11 protein-coding genes are annotated in these 12,678 nt (G+C 69.4%); 1 reads left to right on the top strand and 10 read right to left on the bottom strand.

Annotated features, from left to right (window positions below; all coding sequences use genetic code 11):
• Window positions 1-2: 2 nt before the first annotated feature.
• On the bottom strand, window positions 3-1,487 hold the full coding sequence (locus tag H5399_RS03080) for a hypothetical protein (RefSeq protein WP_182781535.1): 1,485 nt from the start codon (window positions 1,485-1,487) through the stop codon (window positions 3-5).
• 171 nt (window positions 1,488-1,658) lie between these two features.
• Between H5399_RS03080 and H5399_RS03075 the strand changes: the two genes are divergently transcribed.
• Window positions 1,659-4,217 (top strand): glycogen/starch/alpha-glucan phosphorylase, encoded by a 2,559-nt coding sequence (locus tag H5399_RS03075; RefSeq protein WP_182781534.1) that lies wholly within the window; start codon window positions 1,659-1,661, stop codon window positions 4,215-4,217.
• Between the two features lie 278 nt (window positions 4,218-4,495).
• Here H5399_RS03075 and H5399_RS03070 read toward each other — a convergent pair whose 3' ends face one another.
• The 9 genes from H5399_RS03070 to dnaJ form a co-directional block, all read right to left on the bottom strand.
• Entirely contained in the window at window positions 4,496-5,302 is an 807-nt protein-coding gene (locus H5399_RS03070) for an ABC transporter ATP-binding protein (protein ID WP_182781533.1), read from the bottom strand.
• Complete coding sequence (locus H5399_RS03065; RefSeq protein ID WP_182781532.1) at window positions 5,295-6,314, bottom strand: iron chelate uptake ABC transporter family permease subunit; 1,020 nt, start codon at window positions 6,312-6,314, stop codon at window positions 5,295-5,297. The genes H5399_RS03070 and H5399_RS03065 overlap by 8 nt, the downstream gene beginning before the upstream one ends.
• The gene (locus tag H5399_RS03060) at window positions 6,311-7,285 is read right to left on the bottom strand and encodes an iron ABC transporter permease (RefSeq protein WP_220490740.1); all 975 of its coding nucleotides are present in this window, start codon (window positions 7,283-7,285) and stop codon (window positions 6,311-6,313) included. The genes H5399_RS03065 and H5399_RS03060 overlap by 4 nt, the downstream gene beginning before the upstream one ends.
• Window positions 7,282-8,331: an iron-siderophore ABC transporter substrate-binding protein gene (locus tag H5399_RS03055; RefSeq protein WP_182781531.1), complete on the bottom strand. Its 1,050-nt coding sequence runs from the start codon at window positions 8,329-8,331 to the stop codon at window positions 7,282-7,284. The genes H5399_RS03060 and H5399_RS03055 overlap by 4 nt, the downstream gene beginning before the upstream one ends.
• A gap of 27 nt (window positions 8,332-8,358) precedes the next feature.
• Window positions 8,359-9,201, bottom strand: coding sequence for a siderophore-interacting protein (locus H5399_RS03050; protein WP_182781530.1), 843 nt, complete (start codon window positions 9,199-9,201; stop codon window positions 8,359-8,361).
• A 685-nt stretch (window positions 9,202-9,886) separates the two neighbouring features.
• Entirely contained in the window at window positions 9,887-10,486 is a 600-nt protein-coding gene (locus H5399_RS03045) for a DUF1707 domain-containing protein (protein WP_182781529.1), read from the bottom strand.
• A gap of 9 nt (window positions 10,487-10,495) precedes the next feature.
• Window positions 10,496-10,948 carry a hypothetical protein gene (locus H5399_RS03040; protein ID WP_182781528.1) on the bottom strand — a complete coding sequence of 151 codons (453 nt, stop codon included), beginning with the start codon at window positions 10,946-10,948 and terminating at the stop codon, window positions 10,496-10,498.
• A 126-nt stretch (window positions 10,949-11,074) separates the two neighbouring features.
• Window positions 11,075-11,500 carry a heat shock protein transcriptional repressor HspR gene (locus H5399_RS03035; protein WP_182781527.1) on the bottom strand — a complete coding sequence of 142 codons (426 nt, stop codon included), beginning with the start codon at window positions 11,498-11,500 and terminating at the stop codon, window positions 11,075-11,077.
• 5 nt (window positions 11,501-11,505) lie between these two features.
• Window positions 11,506-12,660, bottom strand: a complete 1,155-nt coding sequence (dnaJ, locus tag H5399_RS03030) for a molecular chaperone DnaJ (protein WP_182781526.1) — start codon at window positions 12,658-12,660, stop codon at window positions 11,506-11,508.
• Between the last annotated feature and the right edge of the window lie 18 nt (window positions 12,661-12,678).

Genomic DNA, 12,678 nt, shown 5'->3' with positions numbered 1-12,678 from the left:
AATCAGGCGGCCGTGCGCTGCGCCGAGCCTCCGGCCAAGGCCCTGCGCATGGCCCGCACCTGATCGAATCCGATCACCCACCCCGTCATCCGGACGCTGCGGTAGAGCGGCGTCTGGAGCAGATCGCCCTGCGCGTCGTACACCTCGGGAAAACCGCGATCGCGGCGCATGGCGGCCTCGAAATGCCCGATGTGGCGATCCGCCTCCTCCAGATACCCCTCCAACCGGGTGGACCGAAAGAGCAGCAGGAGTGTCTTGATGTACTCCATGCCCCAGAAGCTCCAGATCGAGTCGCCACCGTAGTTCGGCACCGCGAAGCGGACCACGGCAAATTGGCGATGCGACCGCCGCTCCTGTTGATATTTGATGGCGAAGGGGTGCGCAATCCCCTCGGCGCGAATGTAATCCACGGACCTCTCGAAATAGTGCCGCTCATCAGGCGACTCGGGATCCAGGAAGCGGGTGGCCAGCACGATGAGCCAATCCGAGGAGTAGAGCCGTCGAGACGTTCCCTCAGCGGAAAGGTCCTCCAGGAAATGTCCGTCATCGTCGAGCCAGAACGTGTTGAGGATGCGCGACTTCAGCCGGGCCAGGAAATTGAGGTCCGTGGGGATGAGGCCCAGGTCCATGGCGAGGTGGGTGGTCTTCCAGAAGACCACGTTGTCGTAGAAGGACGATTCACGCTTCACGATGTCCTTGGCGCCGGACATGGTCACCGACGGATCGATCAGGCCGAGGTCCTCGTCGAACACGCGGCGACGGTAGCCCAGGTAGTGGCGGATCAGCGCGCCCCGGTAGGTGTCGAGCAGCAGCGCCGCAGCCTCCCGGGTGCCGAGCACCGACTGCTCCTCGCCGTAGCTCGCCGCCCGAGCCGGTTCTCTGCCGAGCAGCGCGCCGAGCGCGTACAGCATGCCGTAGAGGGTGTCTGACGGGTAGGAATGGAAGTTGACGCAGGTCGCCTCCCACGGCCCAATCGGGACGATGGTGGTGGCGAGGTCATCGGTCTTGTCGAAAACACCGAGCGCGTAGGCCAGCGTCTGCAGATAGACAAGTTGCCGGTCACGCCACTGATCGTCGGTGGCAGGCAGCTGGGTGTCCAGCGTGGGGTAGTAGAACACGCCGAGATTGCGGACGGACAGCGAAGAGAAGTGGTCTCCCGAGATCAGCAACAGTTTGGACGGATCGAAGCGGAGCCGGTAGATCTCCTCGATGATCCGATCCACTGACGCACCCCTTCCCGTCCGGGGACGCAACGAGTATCGGCTGGCGAGGATGTGAAAGGCGTTCTTTGCCATCCCGAACACCCTGTAGCGGAGGCCTGTGCGCACCCTCAGCCTGGCGTTTGAGTCGATCGCCTCGATGGCGTTGAGTCTCATCTCCGCCACATATGGACGGCGAACGATCGACAACCTGCTGAAGGGATCAGTCATCATGGCCATCAGCGACCCGACGCTCATCGCCCCGAGAAGGACGTAGAGCATCATCATGGCCCCATCCTAGGGATCCGAGTGGGGGGCCGGGGTGGTCGCCGAGCGCACGTCGTCGTCGTGCGCCCCGCGATTGCGCGGCGCCCATCCACCTCCCCCGCCGGCCACGGGACGATGTCCGCACCCCGGAGGGTTGCGACTTTCTACCGCCGCTCAACTAATGTTTGCGCCATGCCAGATATCGCGCAGCCTGGACGGCCGTTCCCCGCAGACGAGACTCCCAACACTGATACCCGCACATACGGACCCGCCTCCACCCCGACGCACCCCCTCGCCACGGCACCCGTCGGCGCCCCACCGTTCTCGGTCGACGGCTTCGTGCGAGAGTTCCTGCACGAGCTCAACACCAACCAGGGTGTGACCCTCTCGGGCTCGAGCGTCAACGACCAGTACCTCGCCCTCGCCAGCACCGTCAAGAACTACCTGATGGCCCGCTGGCTCGAGACCAAGCGCACCACGCGCGAGGCGAAGGTCAAGACCATCGGCTACCTGTCCGCCGAGTATCTCCTCGGGCGGCAGCTGGGCAACGCGCTGCTCGCCACGGACCTGAGCGACATCGCCAAGCAGGGTCTGGAGCTGTGCGGGATCGATCTCCCCACGCTCCGCGCCCAGGAGGTGGAGCCAGGCCTCGGCAACGGCGGCCTCGGCCGCCTCGCCGCCTGCTTCATCGACTCCATGGCCACCATGGACGTCCCCAGCATCGGCTACGGAATCCGCTACGAGTACGGCATCTTCCGCCAGACCTTCGTCGACGGGCGACAGGTCGAGCAGCCCGACACGTGGCTGGCCCTCGGCTCGCCGTGGGAATTCCCGCACCCCGAGGCCAGCGTCCAGGTCAATTTCGGCGGTCACACCGAGACCTCCCTGGACGAAGACGGCCGCGAGCACACGCGCTGGGTTCCCGCCTGGAACGTCCTGGCCGTCCCCTACAACTACATGGTGCCGGGGTACCTGAACGGTCGCGTCAATACGCTGCGGCTGTGGAGCGCATCGGCCACCAAGGCGTTCGACCTTCAGATCTTCAACGCAGGTGACTACGCCCAGGCGGTGCGCGCCCAGACCTTCGCGGAGAACATCTCCAAGGTGCTCTATCCCGAGGACTCGACGCCGCAGGGCAAGGAGCTGCGCCTGCAGCAGCAGTACTTCTTCGTGGCGGCGTCGCTGCATGACTTCCTTACCAACGAACTGGAGGAAGGCTTCGACCTGCACAACCTGTCGGAGCGGATCATCTTCCAGCTCAACGACACCCACCCCGTCATCGCCGTGCCCGAGCTCATGCGCGTCCTCATCGACGACAAGGGCTTCGAGTGGGACGAGGCATGGGAGGTCACCAGGTCCTGCTTCGCCTACACCTGCCACACGCTGTTGCCCGAGGCCCTCGAGGTCTGGTCCACCGAGCTGCTCGGCCGCCTGTTGCCGCGCCACCTGGAGATCATCTTCCGGATCAACGAGGAGTTCCTCGCCGAAGTCCGCGAGGCGTTCCCGGGCGACGAGATGCGCGCCCGCAGAATGTCGATGATCACCGAATACCCGGAGCGCGGGGTGCGCATGGCCTACCTCGCCACCGTCGCGGGCACGAAGGTCAACGGCGTCGCCGAGCTGCACTCGCAGCTCCTCCGCGACAAGGTCCTGCCGGACTTCTCCCAGTTGTGGCCGGACAAGTTCACCAACGTCACCAACGGCGTCACCCCGCGTCGCTTCGTGCGGATGGCCAACTTCAAGCTCGCCGAACTCATCACGGACCACATCGGCCCCGGCTGGGTCACGGATCTTGAGCGGCTCAAGGAGCTCGAGCCCTACGCCGACGACCCCGAGTTCCAGGAGAGGTTCCGCGAAGTCAAGGCGTGGAACAAGAAGCGCCTGACCGATCTGCTGCTCAAGCGCGACGGTATCGAACTCCCCGCCGGCCACATGCTCGACGTGATGGTCAAGCGCTTGCACGAGTACAAGCGCCAGTCCCTCAAGCTGCTCCACATCGTCTCGCTGTACGAGCAGGTGATCAGCGGCAAGATCGAGGCTTCCGAGGTCACGCCGCGCACCGTCGTGTTCGGCGCGAAGGCGGCCCCCGGTTACCGGATGGCCAAGGACACGATCCACCTGATCAACTCCGTGGCCAGGAAGGTCAACTCCGACGAGCGGCTCGAGGGTCGTCTCAAGGTGGCGTTCCCGGCCAACTACAACGTGACCCTGGCTGAGAAGCTGATCCCGGCCTCGGACCTCTCGGAGCAGATCTCGCTGGCCGGCATGGAGGCGTCGGGCACGGGCAACATGAAGTTCGCGCTCAACGGCGCGCTGACCATCGGCACGGACGACGGCGCGAACGTCGAGATCCGGCGCCTGGTGGGCGACAAGCACTTCTTCCTGTTCGGCATGGTTGAGCCCGAGGTCGCGGAGCTGGGCGCGAAGGGCTACAACCCGGGTTCGTACTACGAGTCCAACCCGCAGCTGAAGGCGGCGCTGGATCTCATCCTCTCGGGCGAGTTCAGCTACGGCGACACCCACATGTTCGACTCGGTGGTGTTCAACCTGCTGCACCACGACCGGTTCATGGCGCTGGCGGACTTCCAGCCCTACATTGAGGCACAGGCGAGGGTGGAGGCGAAGTACGCCGACCAGAAGGCGTGGACGCGTTCGGCCATCCTCAACGTGGCGCGCAGCGGTTACTTCAGCTCCGACCGCTCGATGCGCGACTACCTGCAGCGCATCTGGCACACCACCCCGATGATCTGATCCCGGTTCACCGACGCTGAGGGCCCCTGCTGACCGGCAGGGGCCCTCAACGCTCCCAGCCGCCGACTCAGCCGCCGCAAAACCGCCGTCCCACCGCTGGCTGAGGAGCCGCGATCCCGTCCCCCACCGCTCCCCACCGCTGGCTGAGGTGCCGCGAAGCGGCCTCGAAGCCTAAAGAACGTGACCTTGTCAGCTCACGTTTCGCAGGCTTCGAGGCTCGTCGCTACGCTCCTCGCTCCTCAGCCAACGGAAGGGGTCGTCGCTATGCTCGTCGCCCCTCACCCAGGAGGTGGAGGGCTGACGTGGTGGCGGCCGACCGGGACCACCAGGGGGGTGCCCGAGACGGGGTCCGGGATCACCCGGCTGGGCACGCCGAAGACGTCGCTCACCATCTCCTCCGTGACCACCTCAGACGGCGCCCCCGCCGCGACAATCGCGCCCTCGCGCATCGCTATCAACCGGTCGCTGTAGCGCGCCGCCAGGTTGAGGTCGTGCAGCACCATCACCACCGTCGTCCCGCGTTGCCGGTTGAGGTCGACGACGAGGTCCAGTACCTCGACCGCCCGCGCGATGTCGAGGAACGAGATGGGCTCGTCGAGCAGCAGGGTCGCGGTGCGCTGCGCCAGGACTGTGGCGATCCAGACCCGCTGCCGCTGCCCGCCCGACAGCTGATCCACGCGTCGCCCCGCCAGCTCCGCCGTCCGGGTCATCTCCAGGGCCTCGTCGACGGCCTCCTGATCCGCCCGCGACCATCCACCCAGCATCCCCCGGTGCGGGTGACGCCCCAGACCCACCAGTTCCGCGACCGTCATCGCCTCCGGCGTGATCGGCGACTGCGGCAGCAACCCCAGCCGGCGCGCCAGCTCCCGGGCCGGCAGCGTGGCCACGTCGTCGCCGTCGAGGAGGATCTGCCCCGACGACGGCTCCAGCAGCCGGCTGAACCCGCGTAGCAGCGTGGACTTCCCGCAGCCGTTGGGGCCGACGATGCTCGTGATCCGCCCGGCGGGCACCTCCACGTCCAGGTCCCGCGCGACGACACGCTCACCGTAGCCCAGCGTCACCGAGCGCGCGATCAGCTCACCCATGGATCTCCTCCTCCGAGGTTGAACGCAGCAGCAGCGCCACCAGCATGGGCGCCCCGAGAAGCCCGGTGATGATCCCCACCGGCAGGGGCCCCCACGGCCATCGCGCATCGCCCAGCAGGTCCGCCCCGAGGACGACCACCGCCCCGACGAGCGCCGCCAACGGCAACGACGAGCGCCCCGCGTTGAGCCGGCGCGCGATGGGCCCGGCGAGCAGGCCGACGAAGGCGATCGGCCCCGCCACCGACGTCGCCGCCGCAGTGAGCAGCACCACTACCAGCAGCACCGCGAGCCGCACCCGCGACACCCGCACGCCCAGCCCACCGGCCAGATCGTCGCCCACCTCGATCAGCCGAAGCGGACGGCCGAGCATCAGCAGCAGCGGCAGACCCACCGCGACAGCGGCCCAGATCCGGCCCACCCCGTCCCAGTTCACTCCGCTCAGGCTGCCGCCGAGCCACCTCATCGCGTCGCGGGCCTGGTAGACGCTGCCGCGGATGAGCACCCAGTGGATGACCGCCTGCAGCGCGAACGCCAGCCCGAGGCCGATGAGGATGATCCGGTTCGACGCCGAATGGGCGCCGCCGGAGAGCGCGAAGATCCCCACCGCCACCGTGAGCCCGCCGGCGAAGGCCGCGGCGGTGACCTGGGCGCCGCTGAGCCCGAACACGACCAGACTGGTGATGGCGGCGGCGCTGGCGCCGAGCGTCACGCCCATCACGTCGGGGCTCGCCAGGGGGTTGCGCAGCATGGACTGGAACGCCGCGCCGGAGCCGCCCAGCGCCATCCCCGAGGCGAGCGCGACGAGCGCGATGGGCAGCTTGGTCTCCAGGAAGATGAAGCTCGCCGGGCCCAGGTCGGCGCCCAGCAGGATCCGCACCGCGTCGACGGCGGCGATCTGGTAGTCGCCCAGCAGCGCCCGGGCGAGGAACAGCCCGACCACTACCACGACGGCACCGGCCAGGACGAGCCGACGGCGGCGCACCGTCGCGGCGAGGAGTGAGGCGGCGCTCATGCGTGCACCGACCTGCGGACCAGCGCCACCAGCACCGGGGCTCCCAGCAGGAGCACCACCAGGCCCGCGGAGATTTCCGCGGGGGGCATCACCATGCGGCCGATGATGTCGGCGGTCAGCAGCAGCACCGGGCCCAGCACCAGGGAGCCGGCGATCACGACGCGGTAGTCGGGCCCCATCAGGAGCCGGACTACGTGCGGCACCACGAGCCCCACGAACCCGATGGGGCCGACGACGGCCACCGAGCCGGCCGCGAGCAGCACCGCGCCGGTGGTGAGCACGGCCCTCGTCCGGCCGAGGCGGGTCCCGAGCGCGGTGGCCAGCTCGTCGCCCACGGCGAGCGTGTTGAGCGTGCTACCGGCCCACACCGTCAACCCGGCACCGGCGAGGAGAACGGGCAGGGATGGCAGCAGCAGCGGCAGGCCGCGACCCCCGATGGAGCCCACCTGCCAGAACCGCATCACCTCCAGCGCCGCCTGGTTGCGGATGGTGACGGCGGACACTGCGCTGAGGCACGCGGCCGTGACGGCGGCCCCGAGGAGGACGAGCAGAACCGGGTCGTTGCGGCCGCGGCTGAGCAGCGCGACGAAGACGGCGGCCGCGCCCGCCCCCAGGAGGCTGAGCCCGACCACCGTGCCCTGCGAGGCACCCACGCCCGTGACGACGCCCAGCGCGACCGCCAGCGCCGCACCCGCGTTGATCCCGAGCAGTCCAGGATCCGCCAGCGGGTTGCGGGTCACCCCCTGGAGGATGGCCCCGGACAACGCGAGAGCCGCCCCGCAGACCACACCGACGAGGGTGCGGTCCACGCGGGCGGCGAGGATCGTGGCGGTCGCCGGGTCGCCGCCGGTGAGGAACGCCACGACGTCGCCCACCGGCACGCGCACCGAGCCGAGCGCGAAGGAGGCCATCACACCCACCGCCAGGCAACCGACGGCGATGAGGCCGCCGGCCGCCCGGGTCAGCGTCACTGGACCTTGGCGGCGGCCTCCGCCAGCAGCGGCAGGAACTTCTCCACCGCGACGGGGATGCTCAGCGGGGTGGGGCTGGACAGCGGCAGAGCCAGCTGCGGATCGCCCGAGGCCACGTAGGCCCCGCTCTTCAGCGCCGGCAGGTCTTGGATCAGGGGGGCGGCCTGCAGGTCCTCCAGCTTGACCGAATCGTCGACGTAGAACACGATCACGTCCGCGTCGAACTCCGAGGCGCGCTCCGCCGAGACGTCGACCGAGAATTGGCCGGGGGCGTCGTCGCTGAGCTCGGTGACGACGGCGGGGGTGTCGAAGCCGACAGCGTCGAGGAACCGCGGGCGGGCGTCGGTGGCGGTGTAGACGCCGAACTTGGAGTAGTCGGCGGCCGCGAACCACAGCCACGCCGCGCTCGTCCCGGCGATCTCCGGGTACTCCGCCCCGGCGTCCTCGAGCAGAGCGCTGGTCTCGGCCTCAACCTCGGCGGCCCTGTCGCTGCGGCCCACCGCCTCGCCGACGAGCTCCAACGAGTCCTGCCACGAGGTGGACCAGGGTGCCTCGGGGTAGGCGACCACGGGCGCCACCTTGCTCAGAGTGTCGTACTCCTCCTGCGTGAGACCGGAGTTCGTGGCCAGGATCAGGTCCGGCTCAAGCGCGACGATCTCCTCGATCGGGGCGCCGGCCGAGTCGTCGTAGCGGGTGGGCTGCTCGCCGCCGAGCTCGGCCACGGCCGCATCGAACCAGTCCGTGGAGCCGTCGGCGTTGCCGCCCCAGGTGATCTCCACCGCACCCACGGGGACGACACCCAGCGAGACCAGCGTCTCGTGATCCGTCCAGCCGATGGTGGCGACGCGGGTGGGCTCGGCCTCGATGACCGTCTCCCCCAGGGCGTGGGTGACGGTGACGGGGAAGGCGTCGCTCGCCGTCGAGGCTGAGTCTGAGCCGGTGGCCGACGAGGTGGCGCCGTCGGTCGTGGCGGAGGGGCCGGTGGAGCAGGCGCTGAGCGCGAGCACGGCGGCAACCGCGCCCGCAACGCGGGACAAGAGGGGCATATCGGGCTTCCTTGAGGGTAGGGCCGGTCAGACGCGTGCCTGGCCGAGCTTCCAGTAGCCGGAGAACAGGACGGTGTGCCTGTCGACGCCGCGCTCAGAGACGAGGTAGCGGCGGCACGAGGAGGCAAGGTCGCTCTCCCCGCACAGATAAAAGTAGTCGAACGCTTCCGCGTCGAGCTCGCGCAGCAGCGCGAGAGCGCGCTCGCCCGGGGCCGCGCCGTCGCGGCTCACCACGGTCAGACCGGGGTGCCACGGCAGCGGGGTCAGGTGGGCCGGGTCTGAGGCCTCGACGATGAGGCGGCAGTCCGGGTCCAGGTCGCGCGACTCCAGGATGGCGCACAGGCCAGGCGCGGCCGTCTCGTCGACGACGAAGCACAGGCGCGAGGCGTCGCCAGGGAGGAACAGCGCGCCGCACTGGCGGAATCCGACGCGGTCCCCCGCCGCTGCGGACAGCGCCCACGCCGAGCCAGGCCCCGCGGTGCCGTGCGTGACGATGTCGACATCCAGGGTGCCCGTCACAGGATCGTGGCGGCGCACGGTGTACCAGCGCAAAACAGGCCGATCCTCCTGCGGGATCTCGGCGACGGCGGCGCGGATGTTGAGGCGGTCAGGGTCCGGCAGCACCAGGCGGCCCGAGGGGCCGGGCATCAGGAGCCCGAAGTACTCGTCGGCGCCCGCGAAACCCAGCCCGACGAAGCCCTCCGCATGGAGGGTGATGCGCCGGACGGAGGCGGCTGGGGATCCGACGGCCACCACTTCGGCCTCGATCAGCCGATGCCCGGCCGATTCCGGCATGGGGGCCATAGCGCCCCGGTCGGTCGCCTTGGCGATCCGGGACTGTGCCTTCTCCAGCAGGGTCGAGATGCTCACGCGAGTAAGGGTAACCTAACCTGAGCATTACGCAAAGGGCGTCTTGCTTAATGAGCATCAGGAAGGCCGGCCCCTTCGCTCCCTGAGGGGGCCGCCCTCACTCGCTCCCTGAGGAGGGCCGCCCGCGGAGCGGCGTGGGCCGTCCCCTTCGCTCCCTGAGGAGGCGCGCCGCCGAAGGCACGGGTGCCGTCTCGAAGGGTCGTGACTACCACCTTCACGCCGATCTTGTGGTCAGGTGCGGTGAGCCGTGAGTCGATGCCCGGGCGGCCGTTGCCCAGGGTCTCGATGTGCCGGTCAGCCGGGTCGGTGGTCGGATTGTGAAGGCCGCCCGGGCATAGCCTCGCGTCTCCCCGCACTCGTCCTCCCTGTGGCGTGGTCTCGTCCCGGGCGCGGGCCGGAAGGGCGGCGCTGGGGTCGGGTCTGCTTGAGCGGGACGCCGGTGGGGTGATCGTCGGGTTGGGCACCGCTGCGCAGTGCCGCCCTTCCGCCCCCCGCCCCTGTGTCTCGCCGCGGGTTTTCAACCCTTCGAGACGTCCTGCGGTCGCCTCGCGAAGCGGCGCGACCGCTTTGCTTCCGATCCCTGAGGAGGGCCGCCCGCGAAGCGGCGTGGCCCCGTCTCGAAGGGTCGTCACTGGAGCTGACAGGCAATCTCAACGGTCACTGTGAACAACGGGGACGAGGATCGCTAGCGGCCGGACGACAGCTTCACGTCGTTGCCCGCCCAGAACAGGAACCCCTTGAGGATGAGCGTGCCGTTGGATCCGTCGCCCCTCGCCCCGGACTCGACGTCGTTGCCGGCCATGATGGCGATGGACTCGTCGATCACCCGGACGCCGGCCGGCACGAAGATGTCGTGGCCGGCCATCACCGCAGACAGCTCCATCGTGAGCACCACACCCGGCCCCATCACGTCGTCCAGGTGGATGGTGTCGCCGCCCCACCACGCGAAGTTGCGGTACAGGGTGGTGCCGGGCGCGACGTCGACCTCTCTGCCCGTCAGGATGGTGAGGGAAGGATGCGCCCCCTCGACAGCAGCTGGCAAGGGGTGGGGCCGCGGCGACAGCGTCGTCTGGCCGACGGCGAGCTCGCCGCCCTCCGGCAGGTCCGCGACGAGCCGGGGGAACTCGTCGGTGAACCGTGCCAGGAGGGCGGCGTCCTGCCGCTCCCCCAGCTCCTCGACGGTGAGCCGACCGGCGGCGTGCGCTCGTTGAAGGACGTTGAGCACCGCGTCGCGGTCCGCGTCACCGGCCCTGAGGCGCCTGTGGGGAAACAGCTCGTCGGACATGCCAGCAGTCTAGGAGGCGGGCGGTCCAGGCTGCTCGACGGGCGCCTCGGGCTCGCCGGGCTTCTCAGCGTCGGCGTGGCGGGCCTCCCCGCGGCCGCGCTCAGCCATGTCGCGGTACCCCTTGGTGAGCTCATCGACGAACTTGTTGACCTGCTCGCGCATCTGCGCCAGGAACGCCTTGGCGCCCTCGCTGCTGTCCGTGTCGGGGTGCGAGGCCACGTACTGGCGCTGCTGCTCCTCGTAGAACGTCTTGGCCCTGTCGCCCACGAAACCGGCGAAACCGACGGCGGCGTACGCGGCCTCGGTGGCCACCTTGACGAGGTTGTCTCCCAGGTTCTCGGGGGAGACCTTCTCAGGCTGCTCAGACTCGACCACCTGCTCGTGCTCGGCCTCGAAATCCTTCGCGTCCTCGGCGTCCACGAAGTTGGCCGTGGGGGTGGCGTCGTGCTCGTGCTCAGTCATGATGGTTCTTCCTTCTCTCCGGGCGCATCGCCCGGCGTCGTCTTCCAGTGTGCCCCCAGTGACGCCGTCGCCACAGGGGTGAAGGCCCTGAATTGTGCCCGGAGCCGACCCTGGTCCGGCCTGGGCCTATTCGTTCTCGGAGGCCGGCAGCGCGAGCCGCCGGACGGGGCGGAACCGTCCCGCGTGGACCGCGCCGGAGGATTCCGCCGTGAACACGCGCATCGCCGCCTCGTGGGACTGGAGGCGGCGGATCGTGTCGCTCAGGCGGTCCACTTGATCCCGCAGACCTTCCACCTCGGCCTCCAGCGCCAGGATGCGGCGGATGCCCTCGAGGTTGATCCCCTCCACCTGGCTGAGCTGCTGCACGTGACGCAGCTTGGCCACGTCGCGGAGAGAGTAGCGGCGGCCGCGGCCCCGGGCGCGCTGAGGCACGACCAGGCCCAGCCGGTCGTAGCCGCGAAGCGTCTGGGCGTGCATGTCCGCCAGCGACGCCGCCACGGACACCGGGAAGACGGCCGCGTCCACGTCGAAGAGTTGGGGCAGGCTCGTCATCCCACTCACCCGCCGAACAGGGAGGCCCGCGGGTTGGACTCGTGGGCCTTCTCGGCGTACTCGAGCAGCGCCCGCTTGGCCTCCTCGGTCAGGCCTTCGGGGACCTGCACGTTGAGCGTCACCAGCAGGTCACCCATGGTGCCGTCCGACTTCCGGGCCCCCTTGCCGCGTACCCGCATGGTGCGCCCGTTGGGGGTCGACGGCGGGACCCGCAGCTTCACGTTGGGCCCGCTCAGCGTGGGGATGGTGATCTCCGCGCCGAGGGAGGCCTCGGTGAACGTGACGGGGACTTCGAGGGTGAGGTTGTTGCCGCTCCGGCCGAACAGCCGATGTGGGGTGACCTTCACTGAGACGTAGAGGTCGCCGGAGGCGCCGCCGTTCTCGCCGGCCGCGCCCTTACCCTTGAGCCTGATCCGCTGCCCATCTGCCACGCCCGCGGGGATCCGCACCTGCATGGTCTTGGCTGACCGTCCGCGGCCGGAGCCCTCGCAGTCCGGGCACGGGTCCTCGACGATCAGGCCGCGGCCGAGGCACTCGGTGCAGGGCTCGCTCATGTGGAACACGCCGCCCGCCTGGGAGGACTGCATCCCGGACCCCTCGCACCGCGGGCAGACCCGCGGCAGCGAGCCGGCCTTCGCCCCGGTCCCCCGGCACGACGGGCACGGCTGGTCCGAGATGGTGCGCATGGTCACCGTCGCGCCCTCGACGGCCTGCTCGAACGTGATGGTCACGTCCCCCTCGATGTCCGCACCGCGGCGCGGACCCCGCTGGGTGGCGCGACGGGTGGCACCCGTCTGCCCGAACAGGCCACCGAAGATGTCGCCCAGGCCCGCGTTTCCCTGGCCTCCGGCCTGGGCGTTGCGGATCAGGTCCTCGAACCCCGGCGAGCCGCCCGGGCCGGGGCGGGTGAACTTGAACCCGCCCCCGAAGAGGCTGCGGGCCTCGTCGTACTCCTTGCGCTTCTCGGTGTCGCTCAGGATGGCGTTTGCCTCCGACGCCTCCTTGAAGCGCGCCAGTGCGGCGTGGTTGTCCGGGTTCTGATCCGGGTGGTTGTCCTTGGCGATCTGACGGAACGCCTTCTTGATCTCATCGGCACTCGCGCTCTTGGAGACGCCGAGGACCTTGTAGTAGTCCTTTTCGAGCCAGTCCTTCGTGCTCATTAGTCGTTCATCTCCTTT

The organism is Tessaracoccus sp. MC1627 (genome assembly GCF_014164725.1).
Lineage (GTDB): Bacteria > Actinomycetota > Actinomycetes > Propionibacteriales > Propionibacteriaceae > Arachnia.
The sequence above is the reverse complement of the archived record's forward strand: the minus strand, read 5'-3'. Positions and strand labels throughout refer to the sequence as shown.